The 21,085-nt window shown below is 60.9% G+C and carries 22 protein-coding genes; 13 read left to right on the forward strand and 9 right to left on the reverse strand.

Annotated features, from left to right (window positions below):
* Positions 1 to 44: 44 nt before the first annotated feature.
* The 9 genes from QWI75_RS02615 to QWI75_RS02655 form a co-directional block, all read right to left on the reverse strand.
* Positions 45 to 2,684 carry a M1 family metallopeptidase gene (locus QWI75_RS02615; protein WP_289267129.1) on the reverse strand — a complete coding sequence of 880 codons (2,640 nt, stop codon included), beginning with the start codon at positions 2,682 to 2,684 and terminating at the stop codon, positions 45 to 47.
* Between the two features lie 231 nt (positions 2,685 to 2,915).
* Entirely contained in the window at positions 2,916 to 3,614 is a 699-nt protein-coding gene (gene rpiA, locus QWI75_RS02620; RefSeq protein ID WP_289267130.1) for a ribose-5-phosphate isomerase RpiA, read from the reverse strand.
* Positions 3,611 to 4,684 carry a glucokinase gene (gene glk, locus QWI75_RS02625; RefSeq protein ID WP_289267131.1) on the reverse strand — a complete coding sequence of 358 codons (1,074 nt, stop codon included), beginning with the start codon at positions 4,682 to 4,684 and terminating at the stop codon, positions 3,611 to 3,613. The genes rpiA and glk overlap by 4 nt, the downstream gene beginning before the upstream one ends.
* 28 nt (positions 4,685 to 4,712) lie before the next feature.
* Entirely contained in the window at positions 4,713 to 5,462 is a 750-nt protein-coding gene (gene pgl / locus QWI75_RS02630; protein ID WP_289267132.1) for a 6-phosphogluconolactonase, read from the reverse strand.
* Between the two features lie 95 nt (positions 5,463 to 5,557).
* Entirely contained in the window at positions 5,558 to 6,202 is a 645-nt protein-coding gene (locus QWI75_RS02635) for a hypothetical protein (protein ID WP_289267133.1), read from the reverse strand.
* 68 nt (positions 6,203 to 6,270) lie between these two features.
* Complete coding sequence (locus QWI75_RS02640) at positions 6,271 to 6,783, reverse strand: L,D-transpeptidase (RefSeq protein WP_289267134.1); 513 nt, start codon at positions 6,781 to 6,783, stop codon at positions 6,271 to 6,273.
* A 156-nt stretch (positions 6,784 to 6,939) separates the two neighbouring features.
* The gene (locus tag QWI75_RS02645; protein ID WP_289267135.1) at positions 6,940 to 8,079 is read right to left on the reverse strand and encodes a L,D-transpeptidase family protein; all 1,140 of its coding nucleotides are present in this window, start codon (positions 8,077 to 8,079) and stop codon (positions 6,940 to 6,942) included.
* Positions 8,080 to 8,129: 50 nt separating this feature from the next.
* Positions 8,130 to 8,753, reverse strand: coding sequence for a hypothetical protein (locus QWI75_RS02650; RefSeq protein WP_289267136.1), 624 nt, complete (start codon positions 8,751 to 8,753; stop codon positions 8,130 to 8,132).
* A 105-nt stretch (positions 8,754 to 8,858) separates the two neighbouring features.
* Complete coding sequence (locus QWI75_RS02655) at positions 8,859 to 9,086, reverse strand: hypothetical protein (RefSeq protein ID WP_289267137.1); 228 nt, start codon at positions 9,084 to 9,086, stop codon at positions 8,859 to 8,861.
* Positions 9,087 to 9,576: 490 nt separating this feature from the next.
* Here QWI75_RS02655 and rpmH point away from each other — a divergent pair, with 490 nt between their 5' ends.
* The 13 genes from rpmH to atpH all read left to right on the forward strand — a co-directional run bounded on the left by rpmH (position 9,577) and on the right by atpH (position 21,073).
* Complete coding sequence (gene rpmH, locus QWI75_RS02660; protein ID WP_289267138.1) at positions 9,577 to 9,714, forward strand: 50S ribosomal protein L34; 138 nt, start codon at positions 9,577 to 9,579, stop codon at positions 9,712 to 9,714.
* A 201-nt stretch (positions 9,715 to 9,915) separates the two neighbouring features.
* Complete coding sequence (gene rnpA / locus QWI75_RS22625) at positions 9,916 to 10,314, forward strand: ribonuclease P protein component (RefSeq protein WP_370693542.1); 399 nt, start codon at positions 9,916 to 9,918, stop codon at positions 10,312 to 10,314.
* 10 nt (positions 10,315 to 10,324) lie between these two features.
* Positions 10,325 to 10,555 (forward strand): membrane protein insertion efficiency factor YidD, encoded by a 231-nt coding sequence (yidD, locus tag QWI75_RS02665; protein WP_289267139.1) that lies wholly within the window; start codon positions 10,325 to 10,327, stop codon positions 10,553 to 10,555.
* Positions 10,556 to 10,559: 4 nt separating this feature from the next.
* Positions 10,560 to 12,257, forward strand: a complete 1,698-nt coding sequence (gene yidC, locus QWI75_RS02670; RefSeq protein ID WP_289267140.1) for a membrane protein insertase YidC — start codon at positions 10,560 to 10,562, stop codon at positions 12,255 to 12,257.
* 69 nt (positions 12,258 to 12,326) lie between these two features.
* Entirely contained in the window at positions 12,327 to 13,760 is a 1,434-nt protein-coding gene (mnmE, locus tag QWI75_RS02675; protein ID WP_289267141.1) for a tRNA uridine-5-carboxymethylaminomethyl(34) synthesis GTPase MnmE, read from the forward strand.
* 22 nt (positions 13,761 to 13,782) lie between these two features.
* Complete coding sequence (gene mnmG, locus QWI75_RS02680; RefSeq protein ID WP_289267142.1) at positions 13,783 to 15,711, forward strand: tRNA uridine-5-carboxymethylaminomethyl(34) synthesis enzyme MnmG; 1,929 nt, start codon at positions 13,783 to 13,785, stop codon at positions 15,709 to 15,711.
* A gap of 107 nt (positions 15,712 to 15,818) precedes the next feature.
* The gene (gene rsmG, locus QWI75_RS02685) at positions 15,819 to 16,466 is read left to right on the forward strand and encodes a 16S rRNA (guanine(527)-N(7))-methyltransferase RsmG (protein ID WP_289267143.1); all 648 of its coding nucleotides are present in this window, start codon (positions 15,819 to 15,821) and stop codon (positions 16,464 to 16,466) included.
* Between the two features lie 92 nt (positions 16,467 to 16,558).
* Positions 16,559 to 17,335 carry a ParA family protein gene (locus tag QWI75_RS02690; RefSeq protein WP_289267144.1) on the forward strand — a complete coding sequence of 259 codons (777 nt, stop codon included), beginning with the start codon at positions 16,559 to 16,561 and terminating at the stop codon, positions 17,333 to 17,335.
* Positions 17,313 to 18,170: a ParB/RepB/Spo0J family partition protein gene (locus tag QWI75_RS02695; protein ID WP_289267145.1), complete on the forward strand. Its 858-nt coding sequence runs from the start codon at positions 17,313 to 17,315 to the stop codon at positions 18,168 to 18,170. The genes QWI75_RS02690 and QWI75_RS02695 overlap by 23 nt, the downstream gene beginning before the upstream one ends.
* A gap of 105 nt (positions 18,171 to 18,275) precedes the next feature.
* A complete protein-coding gene (locus QWI75_RS02700) occupies positions 18,276 to 18,761 on the forward strand; it encodes a bactofilin family protein (protein WP_289267146.1) in 486 nt (161 codons plus the stop codon).
* Between the two features lie 61 nt (positions 18,762 to 18,822).
* Entirely contained in the window at positions 18,823 to 19,263 is a 441-nt protein-coding gene (locus QWI75_RS02705; protein WP_289267147.1) for a bactofilin family protein, read from the forward strand.
* A 23-nt stretch (positions 19,264 to 19,286) separates the two neighbouring features.
* Positions 19,287 to 20,378, forward strand: a complete 1,092-nt coding sequence (mnmA, locus tag QWI75_RS02710) for a tRNA 2-thiouridine(34) synthase MnmA (RefSeq protein WP_289267148.1) — start codon at positions 19,287 to 19,289, stop codon at positions 20,376 to 20,378.
* 155 nt (positions 20,379 to 20,533) lie between these two features.
* Entirely contained in the window at positions 20,534 to 21,073 is a 540-nt protein-coding gene (gene atpH / locus QWI75_RS02715; protein WP_289267149.1) for an ATP synthase F1 subunit delta, read from the forward strand.
* Positions 21,074 to 21,085: the final 12 nt, after the last annotated feature.

Consider the following 21,085-nt stretch of genomic DNA (forward strand, 5'->3'; position numbering starts at 1 on the left):
AAGCTCATGATAAATCACGGATGGACACAACGGCAATCGCGAAACTAGTGGGAATCCCGCATGGTTGTCGACTGCATGGAGAAAGGCCGCAGGTATCGGCGAAGGGCTTCGGACTCCCGCTCGCGCCACTGTACGACGATCCGCAACCGTTCCAAATATTGCTGGGCGAGCTTCCCGCCGAAATCGAGCCGGCGCTCGGTGAAAAAGGTCCGCACGTCCCGCTCCAACTCGGGGGTCGCCAGGTTCACGACCGCGCCGCACATTCGCCGGAGACCGACAGGAGGAAAGAGCCGCTCCATCGTCTCCCAGTGGCGTTTGATGAACGTCCAGGTCATCTCGCGCGCCTCCACATTGCCGAGCAGCGCGCCTAGGAGGGCGGGCGCGTCCTGCGTCCGGACGTCGCCGTTGAGGGTGCTGTCCAGCGTGCGCGCGATCAGCGGCTTGGGACGGAAGGCCGCCAGGCTGAAGAGGTACCGGCGCTCCTCCTGCGGCGTGGCCGCCTGCTTGAAGCGGTGAACAAATCGTTCATATTCCGGCGCCTCCCCGGTGTAGGCCACGATTGAGACCAGCGCGGGCAGCAGGTTCGGGTCGATTCCCCCGCCGTTTCCGGGTAGACCGTTATACAGAGACTTGGCTCTGGCCTGGGCGGTGCGGTCTTCGCCCAAGGTCCCCAGGGCCTCGATCAGGTCTCCACGGAGCTGACCCGTCAACCCATCCTCTCCTTTGCGCGGGTTCCATCCCAGGTCTGAAACGGCCGGCTGTACCCGGTCCTGCACGAGCCTGGAGAAGGAGGAACGGTCGGTTGCTTCGATGAGCTGGTTGAGCAGGCCGAACGACTCCAGGATCAGCCCCCAGACATGCCGATCGCGCTCGTCGCGGAACCGGGTGGTGAGGTCCAGGTAGGAGGCAATCGGAGCCAGCCCTGCCTGGCACAGGGCCCAGGCATCGTTGATCAGCGTGAACCGGTCGGTCGAGGAAAGTTGGTCCGGCAGGCGCGCTTGGAGCCGGTCGAAGAGATCGGGCTCGTAACGGACGCGATAGAATCCATGGCCGCCCTCGTTTACGATCAGCGATTCAAAATCCTCGGGGATGGCGAGACGCATTGTTGCCTCGGCGAGCACAAACTTGTGCGATCGCTCGCGGCCGCCGGCACGGACCTGCAGGTGAACCGGCACCTGCCAGAGGGATTCTGCCTGCGGAGCCTGTCCGCTCGCCGCCGGTTCCGGCGTCAGGTACCGAAAGCGCTGTTGTGTCAGCAGGAGGTGCGAAGGCCCATCTCGCCTGACGGTCAGCAGCGGATAGCCGGCCAGGAAAATCCAGCCGTTCATCAGGGCGGAGACGGGAAGCCCCGCGACTGTTCCGATGGAGGCCCAGAGGTCCTCGGTTTCGGCATTGGCGTAGGCATGCGTCTTGAGATAGTCCCGGATGCCGTCGCGGAACAGCGTCTCGCCGATGAACTGTTCCAGCATGCGCAGGACGACGGCCCCCTTGTGGTAGGTGAGGACGTCGAACATGCCGGCGGCGTCCTTGGGATCTCGAACCGGATATTCGACCGGGCGGGAGCTGTTTAGTCCATCGACGCTCAAGGCCGATGCGCGCGATGTCAGAAACATGCGCAGCGGCTGCCATTCGGGCTTCCATTCCTGGACCGCCAGGGCCTCCATAAAGGTCGCGAAGGCCTCGTTGAGCCAGATCCCGTTCCACCAAGCCATCGTGACCAGGTCGCCGAACCACATGTGCGCGTTCTCATGCGACACCACGTTCGCCAAGTCTTCCAGCTCTCCCTGGCTGGCGGCGGCTTCGTCGATGAGCAGGGCCCGCTCGCGAAAGGTGACGGCGCCGAGGTTCTCCATGGCGCCATGGGAGAAATCCGGGATCGCGATGAGATCGAGCTTGTCGCCGGGATACGGCATGCCGTAATAGTCCTCGAAAAAGCGCAGCGAGGCCGCAGCGATGTCCCGCCCGACCTGCATGAGGTGGGTCTTTTTCGGCACGGCCCAGAGCCTGATCGGGGTGCGGCCCACATAGACTGGCTCTGACCCTTCGAGTTGTCCCACGACGAAGGCCAGAAGGTAGGTGGACATCGTGATGGTCTCGGCGAATCGGACGATTTTGCGTCCCTCCTGGATTTCTTCGGACAGGGGCGCGGTGTTGGACAGGGCCGTCAAGGCCGGATCAATGATCAGTGTAAGGGCGAACCGGGCCTTCAAGTCCGGCTCGTCCCAACAAGGGAAGGCGCGGCGGGCATCGGTCGCTTCAAACTGCGTGACGGCCAGATGTCGAACGGTTCCGGTGTCATCGGTGTAGGTGCTCCGGTAGAGGCCGCGGAGCTGGTCGTTCATGCCGCCGTGGAAATCGAGCGACAGGGTCCAATCCCCCGGTGCCAGGGGCTCCGGGAATGTGAGGTGGCAGCGCTCTGCCTTCTGATCCAACGTGCAGACGCCGGCCAGCGTTCGGCCTCGATCATCGGCCGCCGTGATCGAACTGATCGTGAGGTCGAGGGCATTCAGCACGATGACGGCGGTCGATTGCCGCACGGTCACGGCGATGTTCACCGATCCCTGAAACAGGGCCCGCTCGAGATCAGGGGCGATCGACAGGCCGTATCGTTGCGGCAGCACCAGCCGCGGCAGGCGATAGGGATCGAGCGGAGGGTCGGTCGGATCAGTCGGTTGAGCGGTCATCGAGGACTCGTGAACAAGGGGCGGACGGGGCCGGCATCCGATGAGGGACCCCAGCATCAGCCACAGGCTGCCGGCCGTTCCGCAGAGCCGAAGGGCGTGGGTTGCTGTCCGGCCCAGCCACGAGAGGGTCTCGCGCCGGGACAGGGGCGAGAGGCGACCCCTGTCTGATGCGGATGAGGGCTTGCCGGAAGAACGGACCTGTCTGGCGGATCCGGAGTCCGTCACCGGTGCTCATGACCGCTGCGGGGCTGTTTGCAGCACCACGCCCTCAGGCGTGCCGACAATGAGCAGGCTGGTCCGACCCACGAAGAGGCCGGTTTCGACCACGCCGGGGACTTGATTGAGGCGGATCTCCAAATCGGCCGGATCGGTGATCGATCCCACATGCAGATCAAGAATAAAGTGGCCTGCCTCGGTGCGGAACGGCCGGCCCTCCCGTTCGCGAAGGACAGCCTTCCCCTCGATGGCTTCGAGTTGTTTGGCGGTATTGCCCCATCCGAATGGAACCACCTCGATCGGCAAGGGAAAGGAATTGCCGAGCATCGGAACCCGCTTCGTATGGTCCACGACGATGATGAGCTGCCGGGCTGCGGCTGCGACGATTTTTTCCTTGAGTAGGGCGCCCCCGCCGCCTTTGATGAGGCATAACTGCGGATCCACCTGATCGGCCCCGTCGATCGCGAGGTCGAGCGTCCAGGTATTGTCGGATTCGATCAGGGCAATGCCCTGGCTCCGTGCCAGATCGGCCGTCTCCTGTGACGTGGGCACGCCGCGAATCTTCAGCCCCCGCCGGATCCGTTCGCCGAGCGCCAGGATCATATGTTTGGCCGTCGAGCCGGTGCCCAGCCCAATCACCATCCCGTCCTGGACATAGTCCACGGCCTTGAGCGCGGCCTGCCGTTTAAGCTCATCGAGCGTATGCTGAATCATGCCGGGGCCTGACGGGCCAATTGGGAAGCAACCGAGGCGGCGCCGAGCAAAGCGGTCTTGTCGTTCATGATGACCCGGATCGGCATGTTGCTCATCAGCCGCTTATAGCGGCCCTTGTTGGTAAAGGCGCGGAGAAACGTCCCGTCCTGTAATTTGGCCAGCAGCTTCGGGGCGATGCCGCCGCCGAGGTAGACGCCGTCCAATGCCATGGTTTTCAAAGCCAGATTGCCGGCTTCCGCCCCATAGATCGCAGCGAACATATCCAGCGCCTGTTTGGCGATCTCTGCCTGTCCCTTGAGACCGGCCTCTGCGATCACCGCAGGACCGTCGCCCACTCGAATCTGTTCGGCGAGCCAGGTCGGCTCGTTTTTTTTCGTGTCGCGCAGAAATTCGTAGATCGCCTGCAACCCGGGGCCGGACAGGACCCGTTCATAGCTCACGTGCAGGTATTGCCCGCGAAGGTGGCGCAACAGATCGATCTCCGCGTCGCTGTTCGGGGCAAAATCACAATGCCCGCCTTCCGAGGACAACACATGGAAGTGGTCCTTCACCCACACCAGCGCCGCCTCGCCGAGCCCCGTGCCGGCGGCAATCAGCGCCATACAGCGCTTGGCGGCCGGCTGACGTCCTGGATTCAAGGTGGCGAACTCATCCGGTCGCAGGACGAGGAGGCCATGGGCGGTCGCCTCCAGGTCGTTCAACAGCATGACCAGGGGGATCTCGAACCGCTTGGCCAGATCGGCTCCGCTGACGATCCAGGGGAGGTTGGTGGTCTGACAGCGGTTGTCGATGACCGGCCCAGCCACGCCGAAGCAGGCCGCTTCGATCTTGAGCGGGACCGCCTCAGGGATCGGCTTGTCGTCGGACTGGATTCCCACCTCATCAGGATCTTCAGATTGGATCAGGGAAGCAGGCGCCGGAGGTTTGAGAAATTCCTCAAGGACCTCTTCGAGCTGCCCATAGTCTCGGCTGTAGAAGGTCTGTTGGCGGACCGGTTCGACCCTGGACTCCGTCCATTCATACAAGGCGAGGTGGGTCTTGGTGCCGCCGATATCGCCAGCGAGGATCATGCGTCGTGGTCGATCACAATGGAGATGGTCATGCCGAAGGTAGGGCCGAAGCCGCAGCCCTGTCAACATACCATATCAGCCGTCCGTTTGCGGGACGAATCCGTGATGCAGGCAGTGGCGCGGCGCTGTCGCGTTCTTCTTGCACCCGGCGCAAGATCGAAGCCTTGGAGGACCCGGTTACGAGGAACACCACCGTCACGGCCGCGTTCAGGAGCGGAAATGTCATGGTCAGGCGATGAGGGATTCCAACGGGCGAGGACGTCGGGACGACCAGGCGTCGTTGTTCGCGGAGCGCGGGACTGGAGGGAAACAGTGAGGCGGTGTGGCCGTCATCGCCCAAGCCGAGGAAGATCAGATCAAAGCGCGGGAACGGTGTCTGATCCGGTGCAAAGGCCTCGCGGATCGTCGCTTCATAGTGAGAGGCCGCTTCCTCCGGCTCCGCCTCGCCCCGCAGCCGCATGACCTGCTGGGGGGCGATCTGTAGGGGATCGATCAGGGCCTCCTTGGCCATGGCGTAATTGCTCTCGGGATGGTCCGGCGGGACGCAGCGTTCATCTCCAAAAAACAGAAGGACAGATGTCCAGTCGATGCGCTTGGCCCATTCGGGTTGCGCCAGCGTGCGATAGAGACGGCGGGGCGTCGATCCCCCCGAGAGAACCAGACGAACACGCGGCTTCCGCCGCAGGGTTTCCTCAATGGTGCTCGCAAGAAAGCCCGCGACCGCCTCGGCCAGTGCGGACTCGTTATCGAGGACGCGAATCTCTCGTGGAGACGGCATAGAGGCGCTGATGGTCGCAAGAAAGAAACTGAGCGCGAGCGACATCTTAGGAGTTGGCTGGGGAAAAGGCAAACTTGCCGAGAGCGAGCATCTCCTTATGGGGAGCCCTTTCGGAGAATGAGCAGCGGCATCCCGTCCGTCACGGTCCAGGCCAGGGACCGTGCGTCTTCTTCAGCCAACAACAGCGAGATCATGAGGGGACGGAGGTTGTCTTCCGATGGGCTGGCATCAGAGAGTGCATGCGACAGTCGCGCCAGACTGTGCCACCAACGACCGATGTAGGATCGGAGCCGGGCCCAGACAGACCGATGGGTGGAAGCCTCCACCGAAATGACCAGCGGTGGATCAAAAGACAACTCGAACGTGCTGGGCATATCGTCCAGTTCAATCGGCTGAGCGGAGGGATCGTCCGGCGAACCGGACTTGGTCCGCAAGATCGGTGGCCGTGCCTTGAGGTAAAAGGGGCCGACCAACCGATCGAACTCAGACGTGACCCAGGAGGAGATGGCCAGCCGATGAAGTTCGAGCCCCCTGGCTTTGATCAGGATCTGTCCTGCCTGGAGGTCCAGCACCAGATAGGTCTGCGGACGGGCGGCCAGGCGAATTTCCTGGTCAAGCAGGCGGTTGCGCTCCGCGACATCGGCCGGATTGAGGGTAGCAGGAGAACCAGGAGAAGAGGCACAGAGGGGCTCAACAAGAAATGGGACGACGAGGGCCCAGGCGACCAACCAAACGAGCAAGAACGAGGAGCGGCCTTGACAGGCGCCGGTCCCTCTCCCGGCAGGGACCGACCATCGCCGGCGCGCGACTAGAAAATCATGATCGGTGTTCCGATTTTTGCCGCCTTGTAGACGGTCCGCAGGTCTTCGTCGTTTAAACGAATGCATCCGTGTGTCACGTTCTTGCCCAACAGCCTGGCATAGAGGGTGCCATGAATGAAATAGCCTTGCCCGAACCCAAGGGCATATTCGCCCAACACGCCCGGTTCAAGCCGTTCGGCAGGATTGCGCGGGACCGCCAGCCCGGCCTCCACAAACGCCCAGTCCGGCTTGACCCAAACGGGATTCAAGAGTTTCGACTGGATCGTAAAGAAGCCGCGAGGCGTATCGAACACCCATTGGCCCTCGACATGATCGGGCTTATCCAGAATCGTCCCGCTCCCGGTTGAGGCCAGGGCGGTCAGGAGGACCTTCTCGCGCCGTTTGAGATACAGGAGGTTTCGAGCCGTGTCCACGACAATGTACGGTTCGGCCGGCGCCAGTTGGGTTAATTTCTTGGTCAGGAACGCCTGTCGAGACAGCAGCAATTCGAGGGGCGGCAAAGCATGGTTCGGATCAGGGGGCCGTCGGTCGGTTGATGGCGTGAGCCATGTGGATTGGGAGAAGCCGACCCATGCGGCAAGGAGGAGGAGAAGAAGAAGAAGGACAACTGTCGCTGCCTGCTTCATGGCCAGGACAGGGACCTGCCGCGGCGAGGCTTAGTCTGCGGCGAATTCGGCGAGGTCGCCCAACATCCGTGAAACGCGATTGTCGACGTCAAGCGCGCCGACGATCGTGACCGGGGTGCCGGGCGAGACCTGCTCGTATAGGTGGGCGATCTGCGAGTTGTCGAGCATGATGCAGCCCAACGTTTGTCCCAGCCCGTGGTCATCCTGCCCATGGATCTCGATCCACCCCCCGATGCCCTTGCCGTCCGGCATCTCCCCGGAATCCTTCGCAAGATCGTAGCGGCGGCGGTCGTCCGCATTCGGATAGTCCAGGAGAAACGCCCGATAGAACTGCGTGTCCCCGGGCCCGCGCTTTCTGAGGATGCGGTACTGGCCTTCCGGCGTGGCGCCGTCGCCCTGATGCTTTTTTTCCAGCATGCCGTTGAAGCCAAGGCGAACCGGGTAGGTGTGGACGGACTGGCCATTACGGTACAGGGTCAACTGGCGGTCCGCTTTATTGATCACGAGCGCCTGCGCCCGGCTCGTCCGCGACCATTCGATGGTACGAGCGGCCATCTGCTTCCACGCCTGCACCTGCTCCTCATCGGCATAGCGTCCGAGGGATCGGGTGAGACTCACCGTTTGGGCGCCCACCGATTGCAGGGCGATCTGGGAGAGTTCCAAGGCGCGGGCGTAGCGGCCCTGCTCAAAAAAGGTCTTGGCCTGGTGCACGAGCAATTCCGTGTCGATGAGTTGTTTCCCCACGACCGCTCGGCTGCCCAAGTCCTCCACGCGTTGCTTCAGCGTGCCCAACCGTGTCTCCGCCTCCTCCACCTGTTCTTCGGTCGTCCGGCGAAGATCTTCGCGCCGCTCCCTGGCGAGAGAAAGGGTGAGGGCCGCCTCCTGGGCGACCTGGGATACTTCGTCGGCGACGCGGTTCGGTTCCCAGGGCCAGCGGATCAAATCGTCGTCTTCTTCAAGCCTGTGCTTGAGGGCCACCCACCGCTCGACGAAATGCGCATATTCCTCCGGCGCAAACTCCGCGCCGCCAACCTCTGTCAACTGGCTGTCCAGCGCTTCGACCGTCTGCACCAGTTCGGGCGGAGGCGCCTGCACGCACCCACTGCCTGCAGCGAGACACCACCCTCCGGCGAGGAGCAGGGCTATCGTCCGAAAACGTCTGAGGCTCATATTCGTGATCCGGCAGGCGACAACCAGTACGCTGCCCCGATTTTACATGGTTATCTGGTGGCAACCTTGGTGGTGCGAGTTCCCTTGACCTTTGCGAGGGCGTTTTCAATCTCGTCTGACACCGATTGGGCTTTGTCGGCAATCGCCTTGGCGCGATATTGCGCGTCGAGATACTCGCCCTGCTCCAGTACCTTCTGCGCCTCTTGGAGAGAGAGAGACAGGGCCTCGGCATCGTGCTTGATGGCTTCAAAGGCGGCCCGGTCCTTCCCGATCGGCGCTTTCGCCACTAAACTCTGTGCGGTCGAGATGGCTTCCTGTGCGGCCTGGATGGCGCGGGCGGCGGCTTCCTGCGCCTCTTGTTTCTTGGCGGTTGACGTTTGAACGAGCCTGTTCGCCTCGGCAGTCAAGGTCGCTGCAAGCTGCTCGGCCTTGCCGTAGTCCCGCAGCAACGAAAATTTCTCGTTCTGGGCGTCGAGTTCCTTCTTGAGCAGGGTCAGTTGCCCCTCAAGCTTGGCCAGATCCTCTGCCGCATATTTGCCGGCTTCGGCTGCGCGGGCATCTGCGACCGCTCGTTCCGCAGTTTGGATTTGATCGACCGGGGAGTTGGCGCATCCCCAAGTCGCAAGACTCAAGGCCACAAAGGCCATCACAATCCGTTGTTTCATCGAGTTCATCGCAAGGTACTCCTCATGATCGCTCTTGGTCAGTAAAGCACGAGCCCCCTCCGGTCGTCGCGTGGCCGACCGAAGGGGGCTCGTCCAAAATCGAAGAGCCGCGGTTCAGCGGTCGGCGTCCTGTGTTGTCTGTTTCTTCTTCTGACTCTTTCTCTGCTTCTTTCCTTGTTGGGGCTGGCTGGCGGCCGGCTTCTCTCCCACCAGAGCCATCGCCTGACCGGGCAAGGGTTGCTGGGGGACCGACACTGGATGCTCTTGTGCCAAGGTTGTCGCTCCGAGCACTAACATGCAGGCTCCGAGAAGACCACCAATTACAAAGAACAAACCCTTCACTGCCCCTCCTTCAGCCGATCAAGCCGGGTAGAACGATGTATCATCATGCAATCGCCAGGCCAACGGTACGGGAGAACTCATGATGGAAAATATCGCGCTTCCTGTGACTTATGAATCGGCAGATGAATAAAAACGCATGGAAATCATGTGGTCTTGTGTGGCGCTCTCGCCACAAGCCGGGCAAAAGCGCCTCAGAAGTGCCTTTAGCTCCACCGCAAGGAGCTGTTGATCGTCTTTGGGATATTTGTTCATCCGTATCATCTCAAAAAATAGCACTGCGCGAAGGACTATTCACCCAGACTTCTGGATCGACAGCCAGGTCGAGCATGCCCCCACTTCCAGGCAGATCGGTCTTCGTGACCGGTTGGGTTTGTCATGGAGCGAGCGCGGATTAGGATTCGTGCGGATAGGATTCGTGCGGATAGGATTCGTTGACAGGGTTCCATGCCGTCCATATAATCCAGGCTTTCAATTTCTGAAGGAGCCGGTGATGTCATTTACATATCAACAACCGTCCAATCTCAAGCGCAAACGGGAGCACGGTTTTCGTAAACGGATGAGCACCAAAGGTGGACGGAAGGTCATTGCCCGTCGTCGTGCCAAAGGGCGGACCCGCCTGACTGTCTGAAACCAGGCTCCGGTACCTGTCGGAGGAGCCCCGTTCCATTCGCCACCGCGCATCTTCCACTGTCCCCGCCGTGCAGCGTTCCGGATAACCCGGCCCGATGCCGTCTGGCTGTCTCATCAGCGCGAACCAGATCCATGTTCAATTGGTCCGCGAGGGGGCAGGGCCGACCGGGTCGTGGAACCGCGCCTTCGGGGGAGAGATATGGGGAGCCATGGGGCTCAGAGCCCGCTTCGCTCAAGGACGGACTCCGAGCTGTTCCTGCGAAGGGGTGCGGATATAGAGCGGGCGAAAAGAGCGGGCAAGAGGCTCTCCTGCCCGTATTTTAATCTGGTTGTGGCCCCTTCTGATGCGGAACTCAGCAAGGTCGCGATCGTGGTGGGAAGAAAACTTGGAAACGCCGTCATCCGAAATCGGGCCAAGCGCCGGTTTCGAGCCCTGGCTCGGGCGGTCGAAAGCCAGTTGGGACCTTACCGCCATCTCGTTGTCTTCCCTAGGACTGCGTCCTTGAGCGCAAGCTTCACCGATCTGGAACAGATGTGGCGGGAGCTGTTGGCGCGCGAATCGATTATCAAGAGGGGTCGGTGTTCAGAAGGGGTGTGAGAATTCCGGTATGAGCGACCTGGTGATCAGAGTGATCCGGTTGTATCAAGTGCTGGTCTCTCCGTGGCTCGGCCCCTGCTGCCGCTTTGACCCCAGTTGCTCACACTATTCCATAGAGGCAGTTCGAACCTACGGAGTCATGCGCGGTCTCCTGCTGACGGTCGTTCGGTTGGGCAAGTGCCATCCCTTCCACCCGGGCGGCAGCGACCCGGTCGTACCTCTCAACAAGGCGGCCCGATAGCACGATGGAACGGCGCGTCATCATCTTTCTGGTCCTCTCGCTGATCATTGTGGCCGGGTACGACTATCTCTTGAAACAACTGGGCATCGTCCCATCGGCCACGGAGGAAGCAGCCCGTCAGGTCGATTCAAGTGAGAAGCCCTCCTCCACGATGGAGGGTCAGCCTGCAGGGCCTCCTGCAACAGGGAGCGGGGCCGAGACCAAAGCCACCGGCTCGGAGGCCCGAACCGGAGACATTTCCCCGGGAGGCCACGAGTCCAGCGCCGAGCAGATTGTGACGATTGAGACCGACCTCCTGAAGGTCGAATTGACCAACAAGGGCGGGGTGATCAAGACCTGGCAACTGAAACGCTATTCCACCGAGACTCAAACCGGCCCTCAGCCCGTTCAATTGGTCTACCGAGGCGGCCAATTCCCCGGCCCGCTCTCCCTGCGCGTGTCGGATGAGGCGGCGACGAGAGAAATGCAGCAGGCGCTCTACCGGGTTGAGGAGACAGGGCTCCGGCTGGATCCTGGCCACCCCACGGGCCGGGTGACATTTACGTACAGAAACCCCAAGTCCGGTCTCGCAATCCAGAAAACCTTGGGGTTTCGTCATGACAGTTACCTCGTGGATGTTGAGGTTAAGACGGAAGGCGTACAGGGGCCTGTCAACGTGGGCATGGGGACGAACTTCGGGATTATCGAGTGGGGGGAAGGGTTTATCGGCCTCATCGGCCCGGCGTCCATGGTCGACGACAAGATCGAGAAGGAGACGCCGGAGCAGGAGGCCGAACGGTCAGGGACTGTCCAGTGGGCCGCCTTGCAGGACAAGTATTTCTTGAGCGTGATCATTCCCTCGCAGGGGACGGCGGTCCAGGTTAAGAAGGAGAGTGAACGGGTGGTGTCCTCCCAGGTGAAAGTCGCTCCCCCGGCCGGGCAGCCGGTCAAGCTGCAACTCTACGCCGGGCCCAAGGAATACGATACGCTCCGATCATTTCAGATCGGCCTGGAAGACACGATCGACTTCGGTTGGTTCATTTACGGAAGTTGGAGTCTCGTCAAGATGGTGGCGAAGCCCCTCTTCTCGGTGCTGCGGACGATCAACGAGGTCACCCACAACTACGGGGTCACGATCATCCTGCTGACCGTCTGCATCAAGCTCCTGTTCGCGCCGCTTCAATACAAGAGCTACAAGTCCATGAAGGACATGCAGGTGATCCAGCCGAAGGTGTTGGCGCTCCAGGAGAAATACAAGGATGACCGCGAGCGGCTCAACAAGGAATTGATCAAGCTGTACCGGGACCATAAGGTCAACCCGGTCGGCGGCTGCCTGCCGATGGTGCTGCAGATGCCGGTCTTTGTCGCCCTGTTCAACATCCTCTATATGACCATCGATCTCCGGCAGGCTCCGTTTTTCCTGTGGATCAAGGACCTGTCCGTGCCCGATCCGTTTTACGTCCTGCCCGTCATCATGGGCGCGACAATGGTGCTCCAGCAGAAGATGACGCCGACCACTCTTGATCCCACCCAGGCCAAGGTGATGTTGATCCTGCCGGTCATGCTCACGTTCTTGTTCTTGACCTTCCCCGCCGGGTTGGTGCTGTACTGGGTCACGAACAACACTCTCACGATCGTCCAGCAATTTGTCACGGACCGATTCATCTTTAAGAGACCTGGTCCCGATAAAACTGCCGCTGCCGAAGCGGCCACGCAGGCCTGAACCGGCTTCAGGACGTGCAAGCGGACGGATCGAATGGGAAAAAGGCCGCGGTGATGCGGGTATGAAGCCATGGTCCCCGGGAGCGACGATACGATCTGTGCCGTGGCAACCCCGCCGGGGGAAGGCGGGGTCGCGATCGTTCGCGTGAGCGGACCCCACGCGGTGTCCCTGGTCGACCGTCTCGTCCGCCTGCGTTCCCGCCGGAGCCTGGCCACTGTCCGATCTCATTGCTTATACCGGGCCGAAGTCGGTGTTGGCGTTGATTCGTCCAGCCCGCTGAATGATTCCGAACGGAAGGCTCCGCTGGCGATCAGCCTGGATCTGGCGCTCGTGGTCGTCATGCGCGCGCCGCATTCCTACACGGGCGAGGATGTGGTCGAGGTCCACTGCCATGGCGGACGGTTGATCGTCAACCGAATCTGCGAACGGTTGGTGGTGGATGGGGCGCGTCTTGCCGAGCCGGGAGAATTCACCAGGCGGGCGTTCCTCAACGGGCGCCTTGACCTTTCGCAGGCAGAAGGGGTGCTGGAGGTGATTCAAGCGAGGAGCGACGAAAGCCTGCGGCTGGCCCAAGAACTCCTGCGGGGAACCTTATCGGGCGAAATCAATGCCCTGGTCGAGACGATCGCCGGTCTGCTGGCACGGGTCGAAGCGGGCATCGATTTTGTCGAGGAAGATATCGCCTTTGTCTCAGAGCAGGAGTTGATCGGAGGGCTTGATCGTACAATCGTCGCCGTCGACCGGCTGCTTGCCACCTGGGAAGAGGGGCGGATTCTCAGGAACGGGGCCAAGGTCGTCATCGTCGGCAGGCCCAACGTCGGCAAGTCGAGCCTGCTCAACGCGCTCTTGCGGTCGGACCGCGCGATCGTGACGGCGATTCCAGGAACGACGAGAGACGTGCTGGAGGAGTCGGCGCTGATTGAAGGCCTCGCCGTGCGCCTCTCCGATACGGCCGGCGTCCGGAAGAGCGAAGACCCCATCGAGCAGGAGGGCATTCGCCGCACAGGGCTTGCCCTTGAGGAGGCCGATCTGGTCTTGGTGGTGCTGGATGGTTCGGAAGAGTTGATCTCCGAGGATGAGGAGATTCTTTGCCAGACGGAGCAACGGCGCCGGCTCATCGTGGTGAACAAGTGCGATCGCCCGATGCGATGGAGCAGAGAGAGCCTCTCGTCTCTGCCGGAGGGGCAGATGGTGGTCACCCTGTCCGCGAGAACCGGTGAAAACCTGGATGGACTGCGCCGTCAGGTGGCCCGGACGCTTGTCCCCCGATCCTTGGAGGCGCGCGAAGGCGTCATGATCACCAAGCTGCGCCACAAGCAGGCCCTTGAACGGGCGAGCGAATCGCTCCACAGCGCGAAGGCGTCGGTGGTCGGGAGACTGGCCCCGGAGTTTCTGGCTGCGGATTTACGCGGGGCCTTGGACTTCCTGGGAGAGATTACCGGCAGGGTGACAACCGACGATATTTTGGACCGGATTTTCTCAGAGTTTTGCATCGGGAAATAGGAGGCAAGGGGGCGAATGGACCATGAGTCAGTCTTGTGACGTGATCGTGGTGGGAGGTGGGCATGCCGGTTGTGAGGCCGCGTTAGCGGCAGCGCGTATGGGTGTGCGCGTGGTCCTGCTGACGATCGCGCCGGACACGATCGCCCAGATGTCCTGCAATCCCGCGATCGGCGGGATCGCCAAGGGGCATCTGGTTAAGGAGATTGACGCGCTGGGCGGAGAAATGGCGCGCAACACCGATCGGGCCGGTATCCAGTTCCGGATGATCAACACCAGCAAAGGGCCTGCCGTCCGGGCCCTACGCGCCCAGTGCGACAAGGCGCTCTATCGCCGCTGCATGCAAGAGACGATTCGAAACGTGCCGGGGCTGGCCGTCTGGGAGGGCACGGTCGATCGGCTGCTGACGGCCGGGGAACGCGTGACGGGGGTGGTGACGAACGGAGGGGACAGGGTGGCGGCGAAGGCCGTGGTCTTGACGTCGGGAACATTTCTTAAGGGATTAATCCACATCGGTCTGAATCATTTTCCGGCGGGACGGGCCGGGGAAGCCTCGGCCGAGCATCTGTCAGATTGCATGCGCGACCTGGGATTCCAGCTCGGCCGGCTCAAGACCGGCACGCCGCCCCGGCTCGATCGCCGGACGATCGATTTTTCCGTGATGACCGTCCAACCTGGCGATGATCCGCCTCCACCCTTTTCCCATCGCACCGATGTCATCACGACCCCTCAGCGGGACTGCTATCTCACTTACACGAACCAGGAGACCCATCGGATCATTCAGGACAACCTGGACCGGTCCCCCCTGTACAGCGGGCGCATCGAATCCACTGGGCCACGATACTGTCCGTCGATAGAAGACAAGGTCGTACGTTTTGCCGACAAGGCCCGCCACCAGGTCTTTCTTGAGCCTGAAGGGATTGACACAGACTCCTGGTATCCCAACGGAATTTCGACGAGCCTACCGGTCGATGTTCAAGCAGCGATTCTCAGGACGATCCCCGGTCTTGAACGGGCGGCCATGATCAAGCCAGGCTATGCGATCGAATATGACTACTTCCCGCCGAGACAGCTCCATCCGACGTTGGAGACGAAGCTCGTGGAGGGCCTGTATCACGCTGGGCAGATCAACGGCACGTCGGGTTATGAAGAAGCGGCGGCGCAGGGCTTGATCGCGGGCATCAATGCCGCTGCAAAGATCCTCCAAAAGGAACCGTTGGTCTTGGATCGATCTGAAGCCTACATCGGGGTCCTGATCGACGACTTGATCACCAAAGACACCTTGGAGCCCTACCGGATGTTCACATCACGGGCAGAGTATCGATTGTTGCTTCGCCACGATAACGCGGACCTACGATTAATGGAGTATGGACATAGGCTCGGGCTGATCGATGAGGCCATCATGGATCGCTGTCGTACCAAGAAGCAGCAAATCGAAGGGGCGGTCTCGCATTTGTCCGGTAAGAGGGTCCCGTGGTCCCAGGATGTCAGGGAGCGACTCAAGATGCGGGAAATCGATGGAGTGTTGCCAACCCATTCCCTCGCGCAACTCCTCAAGCGACCCGGAGTGTCCTACCAGGACCTCTGGGAGCTGATCGGAGAAGACCAGCCTGCTACGGGAGAGCTGGCTGATGCCATCGAAATGGCGGTGAAGTACGAAGGCTATATTCGCCGACAAATCAAGCAAGTCGAGCGGTTCAAGCGGCTTGAATCGAAATCCATCCCGAGCAACTTTGCCTATGAGGCGGTGAAGGGTTTTTCACGGGAAGTCCTCGAAAAATTAAACCGTGTCCGCCCGTCATCCATTGGGCAGGCCTCCAGGATTTCCGGGATCACACCGGCCGCCATCTCTCTCCTACTCGTCGCTCTGGAGAAGGCCAAGCGCAATGGTTCTGGACATGCTGACCATGCTTCCGAAGACCTATCGAGCCTGTCATGCAGTCAGGAAGAATAGCCATACCTTCCGTCCGGTTCGAGATTTGATCCACTCCTCATCAAATTCCTGTCCATTGCGGCATCCCTCATCTTGACCTCCTTGACAGATTCAAGTAGATGTTCCACGTGGAACATTTCGGTGAGATCGTTTCCACCTGTCTTGCTGAACAAATCCATCTCATCGGGCTCTCGCTCACAAGCACCCAGTTCGATCAATTCGCCAGATTTGCGGACGAGCTGAGCCGGTGGAATCAAAAGGTCAACCTGACGGCGATCACCGAGCCGACAGACGTCGCGATCAAACACTTTCTGGACTCGCTCTTTGGAGTGCTTGCGCTGCCGACCGGGGCGCAACGGCTTGTCGATGTCGGGAGCGGAGGAGGATTTCCAGGGATTCCGCTGAAGATCATGATGCCGGATCTGGCCCTCTCCATCGTGGAGCCCAATAGCAAGAAGGCCTCGTTCCTCCTTCACCTTGTTGGCCTGCTCAAGCTTGGACAAGCCTATGTTTTAAATAGAAAAATAGAGGATCTCTCTCGCCAGGACTTCGGTATGAATGGACCGCTCTCGATCGTTGTGAGGGGGTTGAAGGTAGAGGATCGAGTTGGTCTCTTTGCATGCCTCCTGAACAGGGAGGAGCGCCTGATTCTCTACAGCACTACTCCTTGGTTTCATTCTCTGGACAACTATCAGTTGAAGCTTCTCGATCAAATACCCTATCAACTGCCGCAGGGACTGGGTGACAGAAGGCTCATCGTGCTCAAAAAGGGATAGAGCGAAGCGGAGACCGGAGGGAGCGGAGCAATGTTCCACGTGGAACAACGCGGGCATGTCCTGATGTTGGAAAGCCTAGCAGGATGCGGCTCATGACCCGCCTGATCGCCGTTGCCAACCAAAAAGGCGGGGTCGGAAAAACCACGACCTCCATCAACTTAGCCGCTTATCTTGCCATCAATGGGGCTCCGACTCTGCTCGTCGATATGGACCCCCAGTCCAATGCGACAAGCGGTCTTGGCATCTCGCCAAGAGAACTCACCAAAACTATCTATGATTGCCTGATGCGGTCGGCCCGCGCATCTGAAGCGATTGTTCAGACTGGAGTGTCACAGTTATCGGTCCTGCCGGCCAATAGGGATCTGGCTGGAGCGGAGGTCGAGCTGATTCAGGTGCTTTCACGTGAGCTTGTGCTTAAGCGATCTCTTGATCACGTCCTGAACGACTACCGCTATGTGATCATCGACTGTCCCCCGGCCTTCGGCCTGTTGACCATCAATGCCTTGGCCGCCGCCACCTCCGTGGTGGTGCCGGTCCAATGCGAGTACTACGCCATGGAGGGGCTAGGCTGGTTGATGGCGAACGTCGAGCGGGTTCGCCAAAGCCTGAACCAGCAACTTGAACTGGAGGGGGTGTTGCTCACTATGTTCGATATCCGGAACACCCTGGCCAGGCAAGTCGCCGAGGAGGTCAGGGCGCATTTCAAGGAGAAGGTCTTCAAGACCGTGATTCCTCGGAACGTCACGCTGGCGGAGGCCCCGAGCTACGGCCGGCCGGCATTGCTGTACAACGCCGGGTCGGCCGGGGCGCAGGCGTATCTGGAATTCGCAAAGGAGCTCATGAGCCATGGAGAAGAAAGCCCTAGGTAGAGGACTGGATGCTTTGCTGCCGGTTGCGGCGCCGGCTCCGGTGAAGCCGGCCGCCGAATCGCAAGACGTGCTCGACATCGAGTTGGATCATATTCTTCCCAACCGATTCCAGCCGCGCAGGGATTTCCCGGAGGACGAGCTTGAGCAATTGGCGGACTCGCTGCGGCAGAACGGCCTGCTCCAGCCCATCGTCGTCCGCCGGAAGGGCGACGGCCTCTATGAGTTGATCTCGGGCGAGCGGCGGTGGCGAGCGGCGGAACTGGCCGGGCTCGGCACGATCAAGGCGCTGGTCAGAAACTGTAGCGACGATGAGGCCATGGCGTTGGCGCTCATCGAGAATCTCCAGCGGGACGACCTCAATCCGATGGAAACGGCACATGCCTACCACCGGATGGCGACGGAATTCGGGATGACCCAGGATGTGATCGCCCAGCGGGTCGGCCGGGAACGGTCCTCAGTGGCGAACCTCTTGCGGTTGCTCCATCTGCCCGAGGAGGTGCAGCAGATGGTGGCGGCTGGGAGCCTCTCCACCGGACATGCCAAAGTGCTGCTGGCTGTACACGGAGGCGAGGCGCAGGTGCGATTGGCCCGCGAGATCGTGGATCGGCAATGGTCGGTGCGGGAGTCAGAGAAAAGAGTCGCCGCGCAGGCGCGCGACAAGCGGCCGACGCGCGGCCGCGCACAGCCCTCGGCGTTCCAGGATCTCGAAGCGCGGCTGCAGAAAAAACTCGGGACCAAGGTCGTCATCGAACAGGCAGGGACCGGCGGCCGCATCGTGGTGCATTATTTTTCGCCCCAGGAGCAGGAAAGACTCCTTGACATCTTGCTCGGGTGAAGAGACATTCTACGATTCGTCCGCCGATGCCTCGCCGCGGCGACGACACTTTGCTTTTTCCTGGTGCTCAACAGATGCTTTGTTATACTTCAACGGAGGTGACGCATGTGGAACAAGGAAAAAACTGACGGCAAGCGCCAGCCGGGCCAGGCCGATGACCTTATGGCCACGACGACGAACGGCCAGAGCGCGGCGGTCGAACCGGTCGGGGCCTTGGAAGGCATCAACGCGTTCGTCGGAAAGGGCGTGGACTTCAAAGGCACGATCAGCTATCACGGCACGGTCCGCATCGACGGCACCCTCGAAGGTGAGATTCATACCGAGGGCACGTTGCTGGTCGGAGAGGAGGCCGTAATCAAGGCGAAGGTGACGGCCGGCACGATCGTGTGCAAGGGGCAGATCACCGGCGATATCCTGGCCAAGGAAAAGGTCACCCTGCGCGCGCCGGCCGTTATCAATGGAGGAGTGGAAACGCCCATGCTTTCCATGGAGGAAGGCGTCCAGTTCAACGGCACGATCGAGATGTCGGCGCCGGCCCGGACGGCCAATCTTGCAGGAGAGGGGATGGTTGCGGCGGGCGCCTATAGCTGACGGAATCTCAGCCGGTCGCCGCCCCACTCCCGGTCACACGAGGTGAGAGGGAGGAACGGACATGTGGACAAAAGGTGAGAAGAAGGTAGGGGCGGCGGTCGCGGAGGATGAGAACTTTACGTTCCTCGGGAAGGGAGCCCATTTCAAGGGGGTCGTCAATTTTGAAGGGACGGTCCGCATCGACGGCAAGTTGGAAGGGGAGATCCATACGACCGGGACCTTGGTCGTCGGGGAGCACGCGGTCATCAAGGGAATCGTTACGGCCGGCGTGCTCATGATGAGCGGGAAGGTCAACGGGACGGTCACGGCCACCGATAAGCTCCAACTGCTCAAGCCCGGCATTCTGGTCGGCGACATCCGCACGCCCAATATCTCGATTGAAGAAGGGGCCCGGTTCCAGGGGATGTGTGACATGGGAGCGGAGCAGAGCGGAGACGACTATTCGGAACTCCCCGCCAATGTCCATGACATCGCCGTCCATCGTGGTAAAGCGCTTGCCTGACACAGTATAATCCCGCCGGACATATGGCTCGTCACACCGTGATTCTCGGCATGAGCGGGGGGGTGGATAGCTCCGTCGCCGCTTCGTTGTTGGTCGCCCAGGGATATGATGTCCGGGGCGTCACACTCCAGGTCTGGGAACATGAGGACGAGACTGTGGCAACCTCCAAGCGGTGGCAGGAGCGAGGCTGTTGCAAGGTGGGCCTCGCGAAGTTTGTCGCCAAGAAGCTTGGGATTCCCCATGAGGTCATCGATACCAGGGAGCGGTTCCGCCGGTCCGTGATCGACGACTTTGTCGGCGGCTATGTCAACGGCATCACCCCCAACCCCTGCGTCCGCTGCAATGAACGGGTGAAGCTGAGAACCCTGGTCGAGCTGGCGAGAGAACGGGAAGCGGACTATGTGGCGACCGGCCACTATGCACGCATCCTCCGCGAGAACGGCCGCTGGACCTTCCATCGGGCTCTGGACGCCAAGAAGGACCAGAGCTATTTCCTCTATCGAATCGATCCGGCATGGCTTCCCAGGACCCTATTCCCACTGGGAGAAATGCAGAAAGCAGATGTCTGGCAGGAGGCCGAGACGCTGGGGTTGCCGGTCGATGAGCTCAAGGAGAGCCAGGAGATCTGTTTTGTCAGTCATGGCGACTATCGGACGTTCCTCGAACAGGAGGCGCCTCAGGCCCATCGACCAGGACCGTTCACGGACGGCGAGGGCCGGGTGCTCGGCGAACACGAGGGCATTGCCTTCTACACGCCGGGGCAGCGTCGCGGGCTCGGCGTAGCCACGGGGCAGCGGTTGTATGTGCAGCGGGTCGAACCACAGACCAATGTCGTGGTCCTGGGGCCGGACGAATCGCTCTATTCGGAAGCCTGCGAGGTAAGCAACCTCCATGCCGTTGATCCTGATCGGTTGAATGGGCGCCGGGAGGTTGAGGTCAAGGTCCGATATGCGACGCCGGCCTCTACTGCTTCGATCGACCCCCTTGGTGAAGGTACCCTCCTCATCCGCTTTCACCAACCGCAGCGTGCGCTGACCCCGGGACAGTCCGCCGTCTTCTATGACGGGTCCAGGGTTCTTGGAGGAGGAATTATTAGTCCGGTCCGGCCGATCTAGCGCCTGAGCCGTCCTGCAACCCCCGCCCTCGCTCCCGAGCCTCGTTCTTGACAGTCCGCGCGTTTGAATGCTACGCTACGCCGCTTTTGTCGTGCCCACCGCACGCAGAACTCCTGCTGAGACAGGTCTGCCGTTTCAACACAACGGTATAAACGGTGAAGAAGACATCGGTAGCCCGCCGCTACGCAAAAGCTCTGTTTGAACTCCTGGACCAGTCGAGCCTCGCGCAGGCGCGCGCCTCGTTGACGGCGCTCGGAGAGGCTCTCCAGCAGTCCACAGACCTTCAGCATGTCATGGCCTCCCCCGCCTTCACCCTTGACGACAAGGTGAGGGTATTGACGGAACTCGGCAGGCGGTCCGGGTGCCCGCCGGTCGGCCAGAATTTCTTGAGTCAATTGGTCAAGACCAACCGGGTGGTTTTTCTCCCGGATATCGCCGAGGCCTTCGGTGCCATGGTCGATCAGTCGAAAGGGACGCAACCGGTTGAAATCGTATCGGCCAGACCGCTGGACCCCGCGGTTCATGAGCAGCTTAAAACACGGCTTCGCACGTCGCTCAAACGCGAGGTCGAACTTGCGGTGCACACGGACCCCGCCCTACTGGCCGGGCTGCAAATTAAGATCGGCAGCACCGTGTACGACAGTTCCCTGCGGAACCGGTTGAACAGTATGAAAACATTGCTCATGCGCGAATAGCGCGGCGAGGCT

The organism is Nitrospira tepida, from assembly GCF_947241125.1.
Taxonomy (GTDB): Bacteria; Nitrospirota; Nitrospiria; order Nitrospirales; family Nitrospiraceae; genus Nitrospira_G; species Nitrospira_G tepida.